The organism is Mycoplasma sp. 11548 (assembly GCF_055523555.1).
The window spans coordinates 141,684-164,329 of record NZ_JBVFVF010000001.1 but is presented as its reverse complement, the minus strand read 5'-3'; the positions used below and the strand labels follow the sequence as shown (position 1 = coordinate 164,329).

Annotated in this window: 16 protein-coding genes; 1 reads left to right on the top strand and 15 read right to left on the bottom strand. The window is 23.3% G+C overall.

Annotation, left to right across the window (positions count from 1 at the left end; all coding sequences use genetic code 4):
- The first annotated feature begins 1 nt into the window (after position 1).
- Complete coding sequence (locus tag AC0B4K_RS00635) at positions 2–523, top strand: restriction endonuclease subunit S (protein WP_465103391.1); 522 nt, start codon at positions 2–4, stop codon at positions 521–523.
- Between the two features lie 244 nt (positions 524–767).
- Here AC0B4K_RS00635 and AC0B4K_RS00630 read toward each other — a convergent pair whose 3' ends face one another.
- From AC0B4K_RS00630 to AC0B4K_RS00560, 15 genes are all read right to left on the bottom strand, one after another.
- Entirely contained in the window at positions 768–5,441 is a 4,674-nt protein-coding gene (locus AC0B4K_RS00630; protein ID WP_465103390.1) for an Mbov_0399 family ICE element protein, read from the bottom strand.
- Entirely contained in the window at positions 5,419–6,030 is a 612-nt protein-coding gene (locus tag AC0B4K_RS00625; protein WP_465103389.1) for an Mbov_0398 family ICE element protein, read from the bottom strand. Before AC0B4K_RS00625 ends, AC0B4K_RS00630 begins: the two co-directional genes overlap by 23 nt.
- Positions 6,030–8,786: an Mbov_0397 family ICE element conjugal transfer ATPase gene (locus tag AC0B4K_RS00620; protein ID WP_465103388.1), complete on the bottom strand. Its 2,757-nt coding sequence runs from the start codon at positions 8,784–8,786 to the stop codon at positions 6,030–6,032. Before AC0B4K_RS00620 ends, AC0B4K_RS00625 begins: the two co-directional genes overlap by 1 nt.
- Before the next feature lies 1 nt (position 8,787).
- A complete protein-coding gene (locus AC0B4K_RS00615) occupies positions 8,788–10,128 on the bottom strand; it encodes an Mbov_0396 family ICE element transmembrane protein (RefSeq protein ID WP_465103387.1) in 1,341 nt (446 codons plus the stop codon).
- Between the two features lie 3 nt (positions 10,129–10,131).
- On the bottom strand, positions 10,132–10,506 hold the full coding sequence (locus tag AC0B4K_RS00610; protein ID WP_465103386.1) for an Mbov_0395 family pilin-like conjugal transfer protein: 375 nt from the start codon (positions 10,504–10,506) through the stop codon (positions 10,132–10,134).
- A gap of 49 nt (positions 10,507–10,555) precedes the next feature.
- A complete protein-coding gene (locus AC0B4K_RS00605) occupies positions 10,556–12,310 on the bottom strand; it encodes a CDS14 family ICE transfer lipoprotein (protein ID WP_465103385.1) in 1,755 nt (584 codons plus the stop codon).
- A gap of 257 nt (positions 12,311–12,567) precedes the next feature.
- Entirely contained in the window at positions 12,568–12,795 is a 228-nt protein-coding gene (locus AC0B4K_RS00600) for a hypothetical protein (RefSeq protein WP_465103384.1), read from the bottom strand.
- A gap of 9 nt (positions 12,796–12,804) precedes the next feature.
- Positions 12,805–13,167, bottom strand: coding sequence for a hypothetical protein (locus AC0B4K_RS00595; RefSeq protein WP_465103383.1), 363 nt, complete (start codon positions 13,165–13,167; stop codon positions 12,805–12,807).
- A 24-nt stretch (positions 13,168–13,191) separates the two neighbouring features.
- Complete coding sequence (locus tag AC0B4K_RS00590) at positions 13,192–13,452, bottom strand: hypothetical protein (RefSeq protein WP_465102040.1); 261 nt, start codon at positions 13,450–13,452, stop codon at positions 13,192–13,194.
- Between the two features lie 2 nt (positions 13,453–13,454).
- Complete coding sequence (locus tag AC0B4K_RS00585; RefSeq protein ID WP_465103382.1) at positions 13,455–15,416, bottom strand: hypothetical protein; 1,962 nt, start codon at positions 15,414–15,416, stop codon at positions 13,455–13,457.
- Positions 15,406–16,083: a hypothetical protein gene (locus tag AC0B4K_RS00580; protein ID WP_465103381.1), complete on the bottom strand. Its 678-nt coding sequence runs from the start codon at positions 16,081–16,083 to the stop codon at positions 15,406–15,408. The genes AC0B4K_RS00585 and AC0B4K_RS00580 overlap by 11 nt, the downstream gene beginning before the upstream one ends.
- 148 nt (positions 16,084–16,231) lie before the next feature.
- A complete protein-coding gene (locus AC0B4K_RS00575) occupies positions 16,232–18,586 on the bottom strand; it encodes a type IV secretory system conjugative DNA transfer family protein (RefSeq protein WP_465103380.1) in 2,355 nt (784 codons plus the stop codon).
- Positions 18,555–19,844 (bottom strand): relaxase MobL, encoded by a 1,290-nt coding sequence (gene mobL / locus AC0B4K_RS00570; protein WP_465103379.1) that lies wholly within the window; start codon positions 19,842–19,844, stop codon positions 18,555–18,557. The genes AC0B4K_RS00575 and mobL overlap by 32 nt, the downstream gene beginning before the upstream one ends.
- A 338-nt stretch (positions 19,845–20,182) precedes the next feature.
- Positions 20,183–21,046, bottom strand: coding sequence for a hypothetical protein (locus tag AC0B4K_RS00565; protein ID WP_465103378.1), 864 nt, complete (start codon positions 21,044–21,046; stop codon positions 20,183–20,185).
- Positions 21,047–21,276: 230 nt separating this feature from the next.
- Positions 21,277–22,608 (bottom strand): DUF2179 domain-containing protein, encoded by a 1,332-nt coding sequence (locus AC0B4K_RS00560; RefSeq protein ID WP_465103377.1) that lies wholly within the window; start codon positions 22,606–22,608, stop codon positions 21,277–21,279.
- Between the last annotated feature and the right edge of the window lie 38 nt (positions 22,609–22,646).

The window sequence follows — 22,646 nt, the reverse complement described above, 5'->3', positions numbered from 1 at the left end:
TATGCACATAAATTATGCTAAATGAAAAGAGTTTTTAATAAAAGATTTATTTCAAGTACAAAAATCTAAAAATTATACTCAAGAAGATATTGAAAATAGCATAGGCGGTCAAATCCCATATATAACAAGAACAGAGAATAATAATGGAGTAAAAACATTTATAAATAATGATGATGAATTATTTAATTTAGAAAAAGGTAATTGCATAACTATTGGTGGAGAAAGTGCGTTAGCATTTTATCAACCAATCGATTTTGTTAGTGGAAATAATATTTCTAAAATTTATTTAAAAAATAAAATTTTAACTGAAAATATTGCTCTATTTATTTGTACTTTATTAAATAAAGAAAGGTATAGATATAGTTACGGAAGAGCCTTTAACATTAAGAACATAAATAAAACAAGATTGTTGCTACCAACAAAAGAAGATGGTAATCCTGATTGAGATTCTATAGAGTCATACATGAATAATCTTAAAGACCAGGAAAAAACAAAAATTCATTCAATGTTGGAAAAAATGTAAATAAATTACCATAAAAACATTTGAAAGATATTTTTTCTAGATATAAAATAAAGTATGACAATAAATTTTTATAAAAAATAACAATCGTAAATTTAAAAAGTGATTGTTATTTTTTATATTAAATTTTTCAAATTAAAATATCTAATGCTCTATTTATAAAATATATTATTTAATAAGTTATTATCAATTGATAAAAATGGAAAAACTTATATAGAATATAGCTACGATTTTATTTCAATGTAAATTATTTAACCCTTTGTTTATTCATAAATTTAGGAAGTTTTACACCTAATTTTCAACCTCATTTTTTAGCTAAAATTTTAGCTACAAAAATTAATGAAATCAAAGATGCTATAATTCCTAAACCTAAAAAACTATATCCTACTATTCTTTTTGTTTGTTTAACTTTTTCTTCATCAGCTTTGTTTGTCACGGGCTTATTACTTTTGTTATTTTCTATATCTTTTTGAATTGTTTTTTCTATATCTTCTTCATTAACTTTTGGATTGTCATTAATATTAGTTATTGTTTCTGGATTTCTTTCGATTGGTAATCCTGATTCATTAATTTCTAGATCTTTATTAATGTTAGTTATTGTTTTTGGTTTTTTATCGATTGGCAATCCTGATTCATTAAACTCATTACTTTTTGACCTTGAATAGTAATTAGCTATACCACCATATCCATAATTAAATGATTTTTGTTTGATCGGTAAGATTATAAAACTCTTATAAAAAACTACGTTTTCTAAAAGTTTATCATTTAGACTTTCTAAAATAGTTTCTTTATGTTTATTTAACTTATTTATTTCTTCTATTTTAGTTGGTATAAATGGTATTAATAAAGATTTCTCCTTATCAATAAATTTGTTGTTTTCTATTCATTCTTTTGCTTCTTTTATTTTTAATTTGAGTGATTCACTTTTAAGTTCCGTGTTTTCGAAATCAATTAATAAATCTAATCAATAAATAAAGCTATTATTTCCAAATATTAAGTAATCTTGATATTCTCTTAAGTTAATCTCATTCGCTGTTTCATTAATGAATTTAATTGCTTTGTCTTTAACATCAAAAAGCCTATCTTCATTTAAAGATTTTTGTTTACTTAGTAATAAGCTTGTTAAATCATTTAAATTAACAATATCATTCTTTCCTACATTTCTAAACACAATCTCTTTATTATTTAAAATATTGGCATTTTTACCAATTAAATTTAAATAAACATCACTATTATTATTTTTCAATTTAGCTATGACAGTATCTAAATTGCTTATTTCTATATCTTTATTTAAATTGATTTTTATCGGAGATTTAACATTATATTCTTTTAAATAATCTACTATTACTTTAATAATAGCTTCTTTTATTTTAGTTTCATAAACTCTGTCTACTAATTCTTCATCAACTCCAGCATCAATTTCAAGTTCTTTTCTAACTTCTTTTTTGGCCACATTGATAACGTTATTGAAATTAAGCCCATTAAATATGTCTTTAATATCTATTGGAGGATAAATAATTTGATTTGCATGATTATCATACTCAAATCTTAAATTAGAATTTCTATATTTACCTATTCCTCTAATATTAATATTTTTTGTTAAATAGTCTTCTTGACCTTCTTGTTCAATTTCGACCTTTCCGGCCTCTTCTATAAATAATTCAGTACTTCTTGAACTTGTAAATTCTTCTATATAATAATCCTTATCATAAATAAGTGGTTTCATTTTGTTTGAATTAGTATATTTATCAATTTCTTTAATAACAAAGGATTTTACTTTTTCTATAATTAAATCTTTTTGTTCTTTAACTAAACCATTTAATGATAGCTTTTTTCAATTACTTGTATTTCCAAAAATATTATGGCTTAAAGCTTCGTTATAATCCTTTATAGCATATAAATTACTATTAATAAATTCTAAATAATATTTCCTAATATCATCATAATTTAAATTAGTTGCTGTTTCTCTAAATAATCCTTTATTATCAATGAGATATGTTAAAAATGAATTTGCTAATAAATTATTTTTAATATCTCAAAAATTAAAAATAAAATCAGATAAATCGACTTTTGAGTCAAGACCTTGAAAATTAATTTTAATATTTCTGTTTTTAATTTCCTCTAAGAAATAACTATTTGGTTTGTTGTCTTTATCCACTAGTATAAGTTGTATGTTGCTTATATTACTTTCGGAGTTCGCTATAATAACATATATCCCTTCATTAGACATATAAGAAGCCTGGCTTTGGCCTTTTAATGCATCTATCTCATTAATTTCAGGTACTTCAAGATTATTATATGTTTCACCTTCTTTTGATAATAATTTAATAACAAAATAATTTTCAACTTTATCATAATTATTAGCGAATAAATTCCTTAAAGCTCCTTTACCTAAAACACTAGCTTCTGCTATAACTCCATATTTAAAATTAATATCTAATTTAGGATATAGAAAATGCATTCTTTCTAATACTGTATCTGAAAAAAGAGAATTATCAATATAAACAATTTCTTTTTTTGTTCCAGTATTTGCATCAATATAAGGATCATATTTTGGATTTGGAATAGGATTACCATCTTTATCTTTAATAGCCCCAATTTCATTATAAAGATATTTACTGATTAAATCTTTATGATCTTTATTATTTTCAGGATCTCATGCATAAAATTTAATTTTTTGATTTAAATCAAAAGAATTAATTACTAGCACGATTTTATATGTATTTTCTATAATGGTGTTGTTTGAACCTTTTTGATATTTTACAACTTCAATGAGATATTCATTTTTCTTGTGTGAGTTTTCGTCATTCACATCATTTTCATCATTTTCATCAAATTTAATTCTCTGATTATCATTTATATCACTTCTATTATCTAGCATATTGTAACTAAAACGTCTATTTAAAACATCAACACGTCTTTTATTTACAAATACAATTTCTGTTTCTTCTAAATCCGCTTCATATTTCAAAGTAACCGGAGCATTTACAGAAAATTTACCTCCATAGTTTTTAGTATGATCAGCATTCTCTATTCTTACTAATTTGTCCAAAACTAATTGATTATGACTATTTCTTTCGTTTTTTAAATTTAATAAATTAAAATTCTTATTAATTACATAACTTGTATTAAATTGTAATTTTTGAGAAATATTTAAACTACCACTAGTTCTTTTAAATAAATCAGAACTCTCTGTTTTTATTTTAACGTCACTATTTAATAAAACTCCTGAATCACTAAAATAACTTTGTAGCATTGAAAGCATTATAAAAGGTATATTTTTTGAATAGTTTGTATTATCAAAAAAAGTAAATTTATTCCTATTTAAATCACTAATTACATTATTTGTAAGTCTAGTTTTATAACTAATTCCATTGTACTTAATATCATTAATTCTTACGCTTAAATTAATATTTTTTTTATTGTTTAAAACAATATTATAAACATATTCAAAACTAATTTCTAACCCTTTATAATTTAATTTAAAATTTTTATTTTGTATTAGTTCATCTAATTTTTCTTTGTTAGTTTTGCTGCCCACGAATATTGTTTTATCAATATTATCATCTAGATTTGAATCTTTACCCGAATCCGAAACTAAAATAATATCATTGTTAGAGTTTATTCAACTTTTAAATATCCTATAATCATGATCAACATTATTAAAATTAGCTAATACATATATTAAAAATTTAAATTGTTCCTTAGGTATTCCATAAATTTTATTAAATGAAATATTTGTAGTAGTGTTTTCTGTAATATTAATTGTTTGTCATCTTTTGTCATGTGTATTAAAGTTAAAAGAATTAGTATCTTCATTTTGATCTATTATTTCTAAATAATTTATATTAAAGTTCACAGTTTTTTCAACATCACTAAAACTAAAATTTTGGTTTAAATAATTATTAGCTTGAGAATTAAAATATAATAAGTTTTTATGATAAACAACACCGTTATTATATTTAATCATTTCATTTTGAGTTTGGTTTGATAAGGTAGAACCAAAAAATAAATCTCTATTTAAATGATTATTTGCTAAATATATTTTATTATTTGTTTTATCAACATAAAAGTTTTGTGCAACTTCTCTTTCTGTTCAATAAACATTTTCAACTCTTCCTGCAACTGGGTAATAAGAGTTTGAACTAATTCTTCTTGTTCCTATAACTCCATTTGGAGCTTCTTTGTATTTTCAATTATTGATATTTGCAAAATGCTCTAAGGTTCTTATATTAGTATTTTTTGATAATACATAATTCTCAAATTCTCTTAAATTAAATGTATATCTTGTTTCATATCAAGTACTGTTATAACTTCGTTCAATTGGTCTTACACTTTGAATAAAGCTACTAAATTGTGTTTTAACTTGATTATTACTATTTGTAAACCTACTTAAATCATATTCTTTATATCTGTCCTTGAAATAATAATAATTACTTGCTGGCGAATAATAATGGTGTGGTTTTGTTCAAATTCGAGAATAATTTATTAAACCATTTTTAGATATATCGCTTCCGTTAATTCTTTTATTTGTAGATTTGTTTGATAAATTAAAAAATCTTACATCATCTAATGAAGTATGATTTATATAGCCTTGCTTATATCCTTGTGGTCAAAAAACACCTGGATTTGATGAACTAAAAGCAATAGAATTACTATAATTTTTAGTGTAATTTAAGTTATCTAAAAAGTTTAAACTTTGACCAGCATTTACTATATTATTAAATTGCTTTATATTGCCATTACTATCAAATAAGTTATAATAGCTTATTTTTCAAGTATTTCAATTATTCTCGATATGTTTGTTAGAATTTTTTTGTTTATTTACAGTTACATTTGAAACAGATAAAAAAGGTAAAGATAAAATAGAGACATTACTTGCCCCTATTAGTATATTTTTAAATATTTTTCTCTTTTTCATCCTCTACCTCACTATAAATATCATCAATTATATTTTCATCATTTTCAAATTCTGTTTGATGATATCTTCCAAATGTTTCTTGGTATTTTTTATTTGCTTTTGCAATTTTTTTCATTAAAGCTTCATTATCTTTTTCTAATAAGTCTTTAATATCTTTGAAATATTTGTTCTCTTTTAATAAACTTCCTGAAATTTCTACTAAATCTTTCTCAACATCAAATTCACGAGCGACTAAATTTATTAGTAGATCTAATTTTTTATTAATAATATTTTGTTCTAATTTAATATCTAAAATAGTATTATCTATATCTTGCTTAAAAGGTGCCATTGAAGCAAATATTGCTTTTCTTAAATAATAAAATAAATCATCTTTTGTTTTTCGAAAGGCATCTTTTTTAGAAGTATTATTAACTTCTTTCATAATGATATTTCTTATTTCACCATAAGCAGTTTTTTTGTTATTTTCCATTTCCAATTTTCATTGTAAATACTTAGTAATATCATTACTATCTGTTATACGAGTTTGTATTACTAAACCTTCATTTAAAGCTTTATCTGAAATTTTTTCTAATTTTGTTTTTCTTGCCATTAATATCCCTTCTTAAAAAATAATTCTTTTTCATATTCTGAGTAGTAAAGCCTTAATTTTAGTCTTGTATTATTATCTACACTTAATAAAACTTTTCCTTTTTGTTTTTGAGCTAAATACATTATTTCATTTTTTAATAATTGAGATGAATTTTTATATAAAAGTTGTACTGCTTCAATATCAGCATCTTTTAAACCAAAAAATACAGAATAATTACAATTTTGAATAATTCTTGAAGCACTTTCAACTACTAATGGGCTTGTTTTATAATCACTAGGATTTTGTGTTGTGTGTATTGTAGAACCATCAAATTTCCTAATTGTTTTAGTAATTTGAGTAATGTAATCCAGAGTTGTTTGGTTATTTGCATCAATATAAATATGTTCTTCATCAATAGTTAAAATAGTTCTAGTAATCAATTTATCTATTTCTTCAGCTGATAAGAGTTTTAAATTATTTTCAGTCATATATTTCAATTTATTTTTTTCATTTTGAACAAAATTATCATAAATAATTTCATTACATATATTTAGAACAATTAAAATACCTAATCTTGCTGAAATTGTGTCACTTGTATCAACAAGGTTTTTCATATTAAAGACAATTAAATCATTTTCAAGTTTTAAATTAGTTATTCCATTAAATAAATTTTGATATCTCCCGTTATCTTCGAAGTTAAACATAAATAATTCAACAAATCTATTTAAAAGTTCTTCTTTTCTTTTTACATCATATAAGGCTTTACAATTATATTTCTTCATATATGTTATAAAATCTGAGATTGTTTTTCATTCTTCATCCTTAATTTCTTTGATGTTTTTAAGATTATAAATACCATTTTCTTCATAAAAATCTTTTAAAAGTTTTTGTAAAAAGCTTCATTCAATTTGCGGTAAATTTCACATAATATTAAAAAACTTTTCTAAGAATGATAAATGAGCATTTATTAATAATTTAATATCTATATTTTCAACATCATCTTTAATAGCATTTCTTATTTGTAAAATATTAAAAGTTGTATTTATACCTGAACCCATATCAACAATTGAACCTTTAAATTTTGATGCAAAAGATGAATATTCGTCTTGCGGATCAATAATAATTGCTTTATTATTAATTGCTAAGTTTGAAGCAATAATTTTTTGAACTAATGTTGATTTACCCATTCCACTTGTCCCTAAAATTATCATATTATGATTAGATCTATTTAAATGTTTTAAATCAAATATATCTAAGCTAATAGGATTTAAATTTTCTGTAATTCCTAACAATAAATTTTTATTATCATTCAACGTTTCTGTTATGAATGGATAACCACCAGCTAAATTTAACGAACTCATTTGATAAGCTTCTTTATCTAATTTATAATTTATACTTAATGAACTATCTACAAAAGCTTCAAATTGCTGGAATGTTAAATTATTAAGTAATATTCTATTTTTTCTTAAAATTTGTTCATTTTGTTCTTCTATTTCTTTTAATTCTTGTAAAGTATTAGCTTCATTTATAATTAAGAAATTTACATCTAAAAGTGAGTATTCATCTAAATTTATTTGATTAATTAATTCTAAAACTGCTGCATCATCTTTTTGGTGTCTAGCAATTTGTGTGATTTTTTCATCTGTAATTAAATCATTATCAATATTCATTTTAGCTTTATCTAATAATTTATTTGTTTTATCAAAATCTGTATATGGATAATTATTTCAAATAACTTTTGATTTTGTATTTAAAATATCATTTATTCACCCATTTTCTAATGTTGTAGGCAACTTGCTAATTGCTTTAATAGACATAAATTTATCGTTAATTTTTATGTATTTCTTATTAAAAATTACTTCATTATAGTTAAATAATTCATCTAAGAAATCTACATTTTCTTCAATAAAAAATTTATCTTTGTTTTCTTCAAAATATTTTTCGATATCTTTATCAGTTACCCCAAAACTTCTATATTTGTTTAAAAATTTTAATAAATCAACACCTTCAACTTTTTCTAAACCTATTTTTGAAGCATTAAAATAATTGAAAATGCCTTCTGCCTCAGTTGCTAATAATTCAAAATTAGGTGCATTAATAATTAAATAATAATTATTAACTTCAGAGTTTGCTTTAATATTTTCAAAATCATTAATATTGTTATTAATGTATTCTTTATATTCTTCTTTTATGTTTTTGGTTTTTATGAAATTTATATTTTGATTGAAGTTAATATCTTCATTTAAACAAACAAAACTAAATTTGTTCTTAAACATATCTAAACTTCTCGCTAAATTCTCCACATAAGCACTTTGTGTTTCTGGATCTTCAGATCAAATATTATTTCCGTGAATTTTAAAAACAACAAACATATTGTCATTTATATTAGTTTTAGCAATTAAAGAATCTCCCAAAACTCTTTTGTTTAAAACAACATCTATCCCATATAATCTAGAAAACGGATTAAGTTCATTTGTTTTTCTATCTCTTTTTCTTTTTGAATATTTTTTAGGTGATAACCAAAAAATAAATCCTCTTCATAAAATGTTATAAACTTTTGCATTGTTTTTTGAGGAAGGTAAAATTAAAATACCAAATAATATTACAAATATTAAAAATGTTAATCATTTAGCTCATTCAATCCTTAAATCTAAAAATATTAAATTAGCTAATCCCATTGAAATTGTAACTACTATAAAAAATTCTAATGCATTTTGTACAGTTAATCACTTTGTTAATCTTGTTTTACGTCCTTTTAATCTTTTAGGTTGTAACATATTATTTTTTACCTCCTGTAAACATTCCTTTTACTACGTTAGAACCAATATTTTTGAAATCTACTCATCTATGTTTACCATTAATTAATCTTTCAGCTTTAGCAAGAGTTTTTGTATTATTGCCTCCAGCTGCTAGCATATTTCTTCCTTGGGCTCTTAAAGCTGCTTTTGCTTCATTTGCTTTTATCTTACCTTCTTTATATCCTTGACTAGCTCCCTGTGCTTTATTTGAAATATTTCTAAGTCCTTGTTTAAAATTCTGTGCATTAAATGTTCTGGTGTTTAATTCTGTTCCTATATATTTAATAACCATACTTGAAATTGTTTTATATGCATAAACAGCACCTGTCATAAAAATTGTTTTGATAAAAACTCCTGCAAGTTGAGTAAAATTGTTGGTATTGATTAAAATAATATTACTATCATCTCTTTTAAAATTAGATAAAAATGTATTACCAGCACCAATAAATATAAACATTAATCTAAGACCAATTAGATAAACACTTAAACTCAAAAGTGAACCTAAATATTCATCTTTTCATATAGCAATTTTCTTTCCACCATCACTCATTGATCAAGGAACAATAAATGGAAAGAAAATAAATAAGACCATCATTTGAAATAATTTTGTAATTACATCAAAAATTACACTAATCATTATTTTTGCTATCATAACAATTAATGCTGCTCCCAAAATGCCACTTACTAATAAACCAATTAAGCCAACTGAATCAAAATAATTACTATAAACATTTCAACTAAAATAAGCACCCAAAGAAGAATAGTCAGCATTACCAATAGCTTTTGCTATTTCACCTTTATTAAAATTATCATTTGCTAAGAAAGCTTGTAAAAAATTATTTACAAACATTCCACTATAATCTTGCGATCCCAATAATAGACCTGTAATTCTTAATATAACAAAATTCAAAGCAAATATTGCTCCTTGTATTACAAACAAAAGACCTATTCCTTTTAATGCTGTAATTAAAGCGGCTTTCATGATGTTGTGACCTTTTTCTGCTCCAGATAGTGTAAATCTTAATATAGTTAAAATCAACATAATCATTCAAATTACTAATGATACAATTAAGAATTGATACCACACAGAACCAATATTTATTAATCGCTCTCCGATAACCTCATTATTAATAATTGAACCAAATAATAAATAATTTGGGAATTCATAACTAAATAAATATATCATCTTAATTATTAAAGATACAACCATTAAACATAAAAGTAATATCGAAATAATTATTGCATAAAGTAAATACCCAACTGAAACCTTAGCTAATAAATTAGTTAAAGGTTCAAAAATAATTTCTAATATTGATAACATTTTTTAAGCTACCATAAAATTATTTTTTAATACAATGATTGAATTATTTAGTAATTGATTAGACACATAAGGATTTACGTTTTGTCTTGCTGAAGCAACGCTGCTAACTACTACTGCTGCAATTCCTCAGAAAAATAAAATCAAAACAACTGCTCCTATCGCTCAAAAAATCTTTAAGTTATTTGCTTTCTTTTTTTGTGGATCTGTTGTTTGCGAATTTTGCACAAAAGCTAAAATAATAGCCCCTAAACATCATAAAACCGCAACACCTAACAAAGCCCCACCTACTATATTCATTATTTTTCATACTTCGCTAGCTGTATTATTAAAACTTTGCTCTGCATTTGTTAATTTATCATTAAATAAAATATTTATCATATCTACCTCCAAATTTTTAAATTAAAAAGATAATTGCTTTTTTAAGCAACTATCTATAAATATTTTTTATTTTTTCAAAAATTGCATTTACTTTATTTTTAGCAATTAAAGAATCTTGTGCTTTTAAATTAAATTTATAATCAAAAGTGTCGATTCTTGCTATTTTATTTCTGTTTTTTACTCTTGGACTATGTTCAAAGATATAGTTTAAGTAAAAAAATGCATAGTCATAAACTGCTTTTTCTACACTATCACTAGCATCACTTAAAACTTGCAGCACTTTATTAAGTTCTGTGTTTTCGCTTAATCCAACAAGGGTATAAAATGGCATTATTGTATTTAAAAGTTCATTGTAAACAAATCTGTATGTATACATAAAATCATCTGTTCTAGAATATCCAAATAAATCAGCTATAACATAATTTTTGTCTTTATCCTTTATGATTTGTGATTCATTTAAAGCAAATGTATCTAATCCAACGAAATCTAAAATAGCCTTCCCATATTCTTTTAAAACTATTTTAAAACTTTCATATTTATTTAAATTTTCATTTTCTAAAGTTAAATCACCTTTTGAAATAGCATATAAATACTCGCTAATACTTTTATCGCTAGGTAAAATTTCATTCATTTCCATTAATGCTAATTGAAATTTTAAAACCTTTAAATAAACCTGTCTTTCTCTTTCTTCTACAAAGTAATTTTTAGCAGCACTATATAAAGCTAAATCCAAGACATTCGGCGATCCATAATTAGCTGTTTCTGGCATTTTTTGACCATCAAGTGGATTATAAATATAACCATAATATTTTTCATCATAAGCATTAGCCACTCAATTTCTATATCTATTTTTTATTTTGAAATTTGTTGAAAATGAATATGGTAAAACTCCCATTTGAAAATCCTTATTATTTCATATATTATTATCATAATTAGTGCTTATTACATTATCAAACCATAGTTTATGAACTTGTGCTCTATTTCTATCTTTATCTTTCGAATGAACACTTGTCATTGTATCATTAGCTTCTCTATAAGGACTTGCTTTAAAAAATCTAACATATTTATTTTTATAATGCTCTTTTTCTTTTTCAGGATATTTATAAAAATACTCTTCATTTTCATTTTGATATCCAATTTCAGAAAAATATTTATGATCTGAACTTTCTAAGAATTCAATCATTTTTTGCGCAAATTGTTTATTCATAGATTTGTTATTAAGTTTATTATCACCTTCTAAAAACCTTCTTATCATACTGAAAAATTCGCCAAGTACTAAATATTCAATACTAAACTCATTTTTCATTCATTCTTGATATTCAGGATCATTTCTTTTAGTTTCATACTCAGCATCACGTTTTTCTATTTCTGCTTTGAATTTATCCCTTTGTGCTTTTGTCATTCACCAATCACTAACAAGATTCTTTTCTCTGCCTAATGTTTTAGCGTCTAATGATGAAATAAATGGCTTGGTAATTAATTCTTTTCATTTATCAGTGTAATAATAATCAACATCATAATCTTTTTCATTTAAAACAACATCTTTAAAATAGTATTTATGATTTGGTTTTAAAAAATAATTAGTGTCATTTTCTTTAAAATATAATCTACCTTCAGCTAAAAGTTGCTTATCAACTTCTGGATCATTTTCAGAATCTTTTTCATATCCGCCATGACTTGGTTGGCCTCCGCCTCTTAAATCTCTATAACTTGGAACTTGAATGCAAGAATTAACTAAAAATAAACTACTTATACTAGAAAGAGTAAATGAATAACTTAATATTTTTTTAACTTTTCTGCTCATCTTTACCTCTTATAATTTATTATTTATAAATAAATTATATCATAATTTATAGTTTTTGCTTTCGATTCAGTTTTCAAAGAACAATAATAATAACTCATTTTAATGTTACAAATGTAATAATGCCAATTGTTGCATATTTTTTTGCTTTTAAACTTCAACTTATCTCCGTTGTATTGATAGCAAAAAGATAAAATGCCAAAAATATTGATATCACTACAGCTATACCAGTTAAAATTGTTAAAAACTTTTTACTCATTTTAAAATGGCCTTTTTGACCTATTATCTTTCTGGCTCTTTTGGTATGCATAAGTTTCGTTAGTTACAAAATTCCTTTTTGCTGTCGAAACTTTTAAGACTTCAATTTTAAATTCATTAAAATCTAGCATTTTAGAAGCTTCAAAAAAAGTTTTGTAGAATCCAATTATTTTCCGCATACCGTTATCAAATACCTGAACACACATAAAATTTTCTTTTAACTGTGTCATAAAAACCTCCTACATATTTAATAATGATGATCCAATAAAGGTTGTTTCATATTCATTAGTTTTAGCATCTTTTCTAACACCTATCTCTCCTATAATTCTTACTTCTTTATCTTGTAATTCATCAAAATTCTTAAATATTTCACTATCAAAAAAAGTAATTCTATAAAAACTATTTTTTACCTTTAGATTAATTACAAAAAATTCTTGATAACTTTCTTTGAATTTGTCAAAGTATTTCCCTTTAAATGTAGAGCTAACTTTACCAATAAACAAAAAATTAGCTTTATGTTTTTCTGTATTTTGTTCTTGTATATTATCGTCAAACAATTTTTTTAATACTTGTTCTTGCAAATTATAATTATCATTATTCATTATCTAGCTCCTTTTCATATCTTCTTATTTGTTAGTCATTTTTATTCTTTGACTAACTCCATATACAAATTCATAATTTATATTTTTAATTTTTTGAGCATCATTAAAAACTTTTTTAACTTCTTTTGAATTTATACTTATACTTCCTGATGATTTTTTAGCATTAAATTTCTTTCTAATTAATTCATATCCTAAATTTCTTCAATGCTGTTTAACTTTTTGATAATTTTCTTTATTAATATCAAAATAATTAATCCATATATATTCTTCTTTTGATTTCTTCAATTTTAGATCCTCAATTCCATTTTAGTTTCTTTTTTATCGCAAAATTGTTTGACTAATTCATCAAATTGCTTGTTTGGCTTTTTTAAATTTTTTTGAATATATTCATCAGTAATAACCTCTAATGAAACTAAATTAATTTTATTTTCTTCACTATTTATTTTTACATAGTTATCTTCTTTAATGTTGTTTAATAATTCTAAATTTGTTGTCAAATCAGGTATATATTTTAAGTATTCAGTTTCAAGACCTTCTTCTTTACAATTATTGTGTAATTCAATGTATAAATCCTTAAATTTTTTAACATTAATTTCTTCTAAATAATCTTTAAATATTTTTTCACTCATTAATGTTTTTTTAAATTCAGCATAATTATTCTCGATAACAATATGCATTTTTTCTTTTTCACTTAATTCTTCTTGAGCATCATTCTCATCAAATTCAAATAACTTACTTTGTTTGTAATTAATTATTTTTTGCTCTTCATGAGTATTAATTTCTTCTTCAAATTGTGTTTGTTTTTGTTTTTCGAGTTTTTCATTTATATGAAATATCTTTTCATACATATCAAAAAATCTTTTATTTGTATTTTCGTCTAAATATTTAAATACATCTTCTTTAACATCATCTAAAAAAGCTTCACTTTTATTAAACGAGCTTTCAAAACCAACTTTTACTAAATATCTTTCAAACCCTCTTGCGAAAATTTCTTCATGGTTCGTTAAATAATCTTTTAAATTACCATGAGCAATATTTTTTATTTCTCCTTTTCTTTCTAATTCATTAAATTTATTGATATAAATTTTTTTTAATTCCTGAAATTCAGGATTTATCAACGAAAAAGGAAGTGTAATATTTTTTTCATATAATTTTTTACCAAGTTCATAGTCAATGTGATGTGCATATTCATGCATAAAACTTTGAATATGCGGAACATCATTATCTTTATGTTGATTTACATTTATTGTTATATTCTTAGCATGTGGAAAATAAACACCTTTAGCTTTTAAATTATCTGTTTTTCTAAATCTTAAAGTCAAATCTTTATTAAATTCCTCAAGTAAAAATGGTTTTATTTTTTTAAACTCTTTTGACAAATTATCAATAACTTCAAAATTAGAATTTGGATCTATTTCAAATTTCTTAAATATTTCTACAAAACTTGTTGACTTAGCTTTTTCTAAAGCTTTTAATGTCATGTTCTTTAAATCTTCATAAGATTTAGCTTTTTTATGATAATTTGTCTCAAATGATTTAATAGCATTTAAAAAATTAAATTTTTCATTAATATACAAAATACTTTTATTTCGTATTTCAATAATTTCACTATATCAGTCAGCTTGTGAATTTATTTCGTGTTCACTAGGAACTTTATCAATTACATTATTTTTCAATAACAATTCTTTAAATGTTTTAGATGAAAATGTAAGCATAGAGTTGGTATTAATTTTATGAATATCTCAAAAAACTTTGAATCTCATTGAGGTTCCTGTGTTATAGTACGTATGTGCTTTAAATATATATGATGGTTTATATACTTTTACATATTGGCCTTGTCCAAATTCAGCTTTATTAAATTTTTTATTATCCATATTTATATAAAGAAGATTATTTACTTCACTAAGACCTTTTACGTCAATTGGGTTATTATATGTGTTTTCATTTATTTTTTTTCAAACCATGTCTTTTTTCTCCAAACCAAGAGAATAACTTAGTATTTCAAGGATAATTTTCTCTTTTTGTTCTTTGCTTTCGCAAAATTCATCTAACAAAAGCCAAAAAACTGAATTAGTAAGATCTGAATAATTATGTTTTGAAAATTGTTCTTGTTCTTTGGTTCCTCATTTAGGTACATAAAAATTTAATTTTTCATTATATTTATCTTTTCTTTCCTTTTTAGCAAAATAATCTTTTAAAATTCTGTTTAGTATTTTTTCATTTTCAAAAAAGTTCATTTTAGTTTCCATCCGCTTCTAGATATTTAGCTAATTCATAAGAAGCAAGCAATAATTTATAATAATTTTCCTGTGTTTTTTCTACTTGTAAATGATGATATAAATTAAGAGTAATAATATTTATCTCTTTTTTGTTGTCTGTTGCTCATTCAATAAAATCGCTAAAATAAGAGCTTGTTACTCGTTGTGGCTTTCTGTTTTCTTTAACAGCCAGTTTGTTTTCTTCCTCTTGAAGTTTCTTTATTTCATTAATCATAGATTGCTTAATAGTTTCTTCTTTTGCTTCTTCTTCATCTAGATTATTTTCAATTAAATTTTTCATATATAAATCTTGTATTTCTTCATTAGGTTTTTCTTTAACTTCTTGTTTCTTTAGCTTTTTCTCCGCATTAAACTCTGGTCTATATAAAACATTACTTATTTCTATATAATCTTTTTCTATCTCTTTTTCTTTATTTATAAAATTTCCTTTCATTAATAACTCTATATCTTTTTCTGAATATCAAACTACATTGTCATAGCTTAATTCTACATATTTACCTTTTTTATTAACTAACTTAAGAGCAATTGAACTATAAATGCTCTCTAATCCTTTTTCTCTTAAGTCTTTATCTACTTTTTTAATTAGTTCATCATATAGATGAATGTTATTTTGCTTTAAAAATTCTTCTTTTTTCATTGATACTAGTCTCCTGTTCTTTCTATCTTTATAACTATCATTGTGTAAAGGAATTTTTTATTTAGTATTTGAACAATCTCGCTATCAAATTTACTAAATAAATATTACGAAATAAAACTAATCTTATTTTCTTTACTTTTCCCAGAATTTACATTTTTCCTCCTTTAGATTTCTTGTATTTTTTAATAACTTTATCATTGATAAATTCTTTTAATTCTTCCTTTGCTAATTCTTTAAAATCATCTTCTGAATTTTGATATTCTTTATAAAGATTGCTTATTCTTTGGAATTCATAATTTAAATTGTTTTTTTTCAAAATGTTTTTTATTTTGAAAAAGTTGCCATTATTTAAATATTCTTCAATTTCATTAATATTTAAATCTTTCTTTTGTTCACCAATATCATCATCTTCTTCATCATCTACGTCCTCTCTCATAGAAATTTGAGTAGTTTCAAATACATTTTGCCTAATCACTTTAAAGTCCTTATTATCATTTCTTAACTCCTTTTGATTCTTAATTTGCTCAAATCTCTTTTTAGCTTCAATTTCATTTAAGTTTTCTAATTGCATAATCTTATTTATTTCTTTTTGTATTAGGTTCTCTGTTAGGTTATTGCTTTCTTTTTTAAATCAACTATCAATATCAAAATGCTTAAATTGTAAGGAATTCTCATTATCATCAAATTTAAATTTATCATTAGAAAAATATTTATAAGTTAAATTTGTTTTGATATATAAAGGAGGTAATCCTTCAATAAAGACCAAAATATTTGAGGCGGCTTTTTTGCTTAATTCTTGTATTGAAATCAAGGGTTTTTCTTGATAAGAAATATTCTCACTTGTATTTTTTCCATTTTTTGAATATGAATATTTTTCAACTTGTTTAGTTCCTAGTTTATTAATGAAGTATTTTTTAGTATTTTCATCTGATGAATTTAAGAAATAAACAAATTGAAGATTAGAAAGAATGATATTATCAACTTCTCTATTTTCGTTAGTATTATATTTTTTAAGTTGATTTTTATCTTGTAACACTAAGCAAAATAAAATATTTCTAGAACGATTTATTGATAGTTTATTATCTAAATTAGGAATTTGGGGTAGGTTACCAAATTCTTCTAAAATAATCAATAATCTTCTTTCTAACCTTTCAAATCCTTTTTCTTCTAAATTTCTTTTTGCTTTATCAATAGCTCCTTGATAAAGTTCATCAATTAATAAACTTACTAATTTATGATTTGCAGTATTTTGATCTGCATAATGAATAAATACAACAAACTTTTGCTTTTCATTATTAAAAATATCGTAAATATTAAATCGCTCTGAATACGATGTTAAATTTTTAATAAATTCATCTTTTACAAACATATCTAATGATCTAAGTCCATTTTGAAGTTGAGACCCTAATGTAGCTTCTGCATTTGAAACCATACTTATATAATCTTTATAAATTGAATTTCATAATTCATTATCATTTTTATGTTTTTCCAAAATTTTATACAATGTTAAATTTTGATATTTGACGTTAAAATTAGAGGTAATATTTTGTGCAATATTAGTAAAATTAAAATCTTTTGCTTCAAAGTTATTTAAATAAAACTTCATTAACAAAAACGTTTTTGCAACTATTTCGATAAATTTTTTTCCTGAAGAATTTCAAAACTCATTAGCTTCGCCTCCTAATCCTCAATTAAGATTATCAATCAAAGCAATCAATCTTCTATATGCCTCAAAAAGCAAATCTAAATTTTGCTTTTTTTGTGCTTCTTCAACAATTTGAAAAACTGTTAACAAAGGATTTCAATTTAGACTTTTTTTAGTGTTTTCAAAGTCTATAACATAAATTTTGTATCCTTGCTCTTTTAGTCTTTTTCCTGTAAAAGTTATTATTTCTCTTTTAGGATCATTAATTATTAAATTTGGTCTATATTCTTCATCTAAATTAATGTTATATAAAATATTAGGTAACAAAATTCTTTGTGTTTTACCTGAACCAGTCCCTCCAATTATTAGTGAATTTTTGTCTATATCTTCATGCTGAATATTTAACCATTTCTTTTTATTCTTTTCAAATTTTAAAACTCATGAACTAGATTTGTTAAAACCATAAGAACAATGCTTTTTAAATAATGAATAATCTTTCTCCTTATTAATTTCATTTAAAAGCCAATTAGAATTATGATCTTGTTTTCTTCTTAATACTTTTCATAATTTTTTTATATTTTCTTTAAATAAAAAGAAAGCAAAAACAAAATTAAGTATTAAGTAAATAAAAGTAATTGGTGTTAAAAAATTTTTATTACCGTTTTGAAAATTATTTACAAAACTAAAATTTAAAATATTTCAAATCTTTAAATTTTTAAAATTTCCCTTTTGTATAATTAAAAATTCAAATAACCCAAATAAAATTCAAAAACTTAGTAAACATACAATAATAAAAGCAAATAATTTAAAAACAATTAAGACTTTACTATTCATAACTAATTCCTTTCATTTTTTCATATTCCTCAATTGATTTGGATTCGAAAAATTGATAAGCCAGCCGTTTTAAGTATTTAGTATCTTTATCATAATAAGCAAAATCTTTTTCAAACATTTTTTTAAAGCTATTCTTGTATGTGTTTTTTGTTGAATTTGTCTTTTTATCTAGTCATTCTGATCTTTCAAATTTCAAAATTTCTTTTAAAATAGCATTATTTATTTTTCTTTCAAATTCTTTTTCCTCTTTCAAAAGTCTCCTCATAAATTCCTCTTTTAAAATTTGAGAATCGATTTCTAATTTTTTATATTCATTTAATGTCTTGTAAAAATTGTTGTAAATCATAAAGAAACTATGATTATTTTTCATTAGTGTTTCTTTTATTTTTAAAATTATTTTTTGTGAATGTGGTGTTAAATGTGAATATCATTGATTATTATTTATTTGACATTCTTTTTTTATTTCATCAATTTCAGATTTAAATTCCTTTTTGACTTCTCTAGAATTTTCATTTTCAATTAATTCTTTTTTAAATTTGATTTTAATATTTCTTAAATTGTTATTTAATTTATTAATTTTTTCAATATCTTCATCAAAAGTAAACTTACTTAAAATATCTAATTTCAATTCTTCGAATTTTCTTCTAGTAATATTTTGTTGTATTCCAAATAACTTTCTATCTTTATTTCTTTTTAATTTAGTTTCTCAAAAACTAATATGAATATGTGGATTATTTGTGTTACCATGAATAGCATAATAGATTTCTAAGTTACTGATATCAAACCCAAGGCCACTTGATTTTAATCATTTAAATAAACAATCTTCAATTAATTTTTTCCAAGCATCTTCCCCTATCATTCCATTTTTTTGCATATCATCATTTGAACTAATCACCATATCATAAAATGGTGTTTTTAATTTAGCTGATGCTTCTTTTACTTCTTTAATATCGATATTCTTAAAATATTTTCCATTCTTAAAAGCATACAAGCCACTTGGCGGATTATCTAAATTCGCTTTTAAATATTCTCTGTATGTTTTTAAAATTTCATTTTTTTTTCTTTCGCCTAACAAAGTCAAATCACTTGTTAGCTCTTTTTCTTTTTCGGCATTTAGCTCACTCATTGCAACAGCTTTATCTTTTCTAATAAAGTAATCTACTCAAAAACCATTTTCAACTCAATCTTTATGATTTCTATAATTATTTAATCCAGTATAGTATCCTTTGTCATTTGTAATAAAATTAAAGCTTATATAAAGCTCTTTCTCTTTTTTTGTCAATTTGCCACCTTTCTAATTAAATTAATATATTAAGTTATTAATTTAATATTCTCACACATACTAAGGTCTATAGAAAAGAAAGCTATCACTTTCTTTGTATTTTACTTACATAAAATAAAGTTACATTTTTTGGCATTTTTTAAAAATCAAAAAAAAAATAGGAAATTTAAGAAAAAAACGTAACACTAAAAATCAGTTTCTTAAAAACCGTTCTTACAACCAATAAAACTAGATAAAATCAAAAATAAATAAAGGTTGTAAAAGTAAGTAATATTCCGGCTTATAACAATCAGTAAGCAAGAATATTACTTACTTTTACTTTTATCAACATAATCTATTTAACAAAATTGAATTCGATCTAATTTATCATAAAAAGTTCTAAATCTTTTAATTACAGACTTTTCGAATTTATATTTAACACAAAATACATCTTCATATTTTTTGTTAGCAAAAATAAACAAAATTTGAGTTATAGCTTTTTTAATTCTTGAAGCATTTTCATTTTTTTTACTTGAATTAAATAAGTTATTGCTAAGTATTTTTTCATCTGCTTTTTTTATTTTTATGGTTAAAGCTTTTTTCTTATTATTTTGCTTTTTCAATCATTTTAAAAGCATTACTTTCTTAGCAAATTCTCTTCCGAAAGCAAGTAAACAAAAAAGTAAATTGTCTTTAAATTTAACAACAAAACCTGGTTGATTTTTTTGGTTTAAAATTAAGTTAAATTTTTTTATTTTTATTTTTTTAAAATCAATTTCAATCAAGCCAAGTTCCTCAAATTTTTTAAGACTGTTTTCAACTGTTTGCCTTGGAATTCTAAATTGATTTTTCATAATTTTTTTAAACTCTAAAATTTCAATATTGTTTTTAATTGTTTTGAATCGTTTGCCTCTTTTCCAAAAAGCTTTTAACAAACAAAAAACTAAAAGATCACATTGACTTAATAATTTAAGTAAATTCTCATTAGTTTTAAGTTTAATATTTTCAAATTCTAAAAATTTAAAAATATTTTTAAAATCAAAATCTTTATAAACTTTGATATCAAAACCTTTAGTTCCTAAAGCCTCAACAACAGATTTGAGTATGTATTTTTGATTTCTAGTTTCTAAAGCTTCTATAATTCTTTCTGTTTTTAATTTTTGCTCCCATTCTTTAGAAGTCATAAAGATAATTTCTTCGAGATGATGTTTAATTACTGACATAATTTTGCTCCTTTATTTTTCAATTCATAAAAATTATGGTATAATATATTTATCGAGATGATGTATATGCGGGTTTGCTCTTAGATCCCGCATATTTTTTTATCTCTTTTTTATTAATTGATATAAAAACACTGACTTTTTGAGTCAGTGTTTTTATCGTTTTATTACCACCCCTTTTTCTGCCGGGTCCAAATATAAATAAAAAGAACAATTACATGTTCTTTTTTCTATTAAAATTTATTCTTTGGTAAATAAATATGTCCATTAATGCTTGTGACATCGGAAACTGAAATAAATGCATCTTCATCAATTTTTCGAACGTCTTTAATAATTCGATCTACTTGTCTAAATAATGTAATAGTGGTAATAACATTAAATCGATCTTTAGAATATCCTCCGTTGGCATGAAACTCAGTAATACCTGTAACTATTTTTCTTTCGTGTGTTAGCAGTTCTGAAATTTCATCGGCTTTATTGAGTGAAAATACTTCAACACGTACTAGTTTAAACTTAGGATATAATTTATTTAATGCCATTATATAAACCACGTTAGTTAAAACAGTAGCCAAAAAGTTTGGCGATAAATATAATTCAAAACTTCAAGCTTTTTTGGTAATTTGCAATAATTCTGTATTATCAGAATTAGCAGATGTTATATTCTTGCCAGCTTCTTGAAGTAATAATGACCCAGGTAACCAAGAACCAACTAACACACCAATTAAGACAATAATAATGTTCATATAACCAGAAATTGTTCCGAATGATTTTTGTTTGGCATTAGCATATCATTCACCTATTACACCAGTTACACCAGCTGTCCCACCAATAATTTGTATTATTGCAAAAATTCAAGCTAGTAAATAACCGTAAATAACAGCATAAGCAAAGAGTGCTATGATATTTCCACCATCGCTTCATAAAAGAGGTATAATAGAACTTAACTTTTGTTTAAATCCTGGTAATACTTCTTTAACTTTTGGATTTGAAAATTCCCCGATAATATATACTCCATTTGCACCAGGAATCAACCCAATTGAAAAAGATACAATTGACGAAACAACTAAAAATAATACTGTTAAATTACTAAATAATTTTCCAATTTTTTTATACCCAAAAATAAAAATGGGAATACTTAAAATTATATAAGCAATTCAGAAAATAAATTGTTCAATTAAATTACGAACAGTTTCTGTTACTTGACCTTGTTTAAATAAAACAACCACAAGCCTTGCTAGTGCTTGTCCAAATGCTGCAAGACCAAAATTATAAATTCCGACATTCTTTACAAAGAAAACACTAATTACACCAAAAAATATTGCAGTTACAACAGTTATCAAAACTATTTTCCATGTTGGCATATAAGAATATAGTTTTGATAATTTTAAACCAAAGTTAGACATTTTGGTTCTCTTATAAACTGTATTCTTTTTAAAAATTTTGTCAACTCCTTCACCAATTATTGCTTTTTCAATTTCAGTTGACTTAGCACTTTTAAAGGAATGACGTTTGTTTGCATTTTCATTATTATCTAATGAATTATGTTCTTCATTTTTTATATCCATGTTCCTCCTTTGCAGAAAAAAAGAAGATACATAAGATA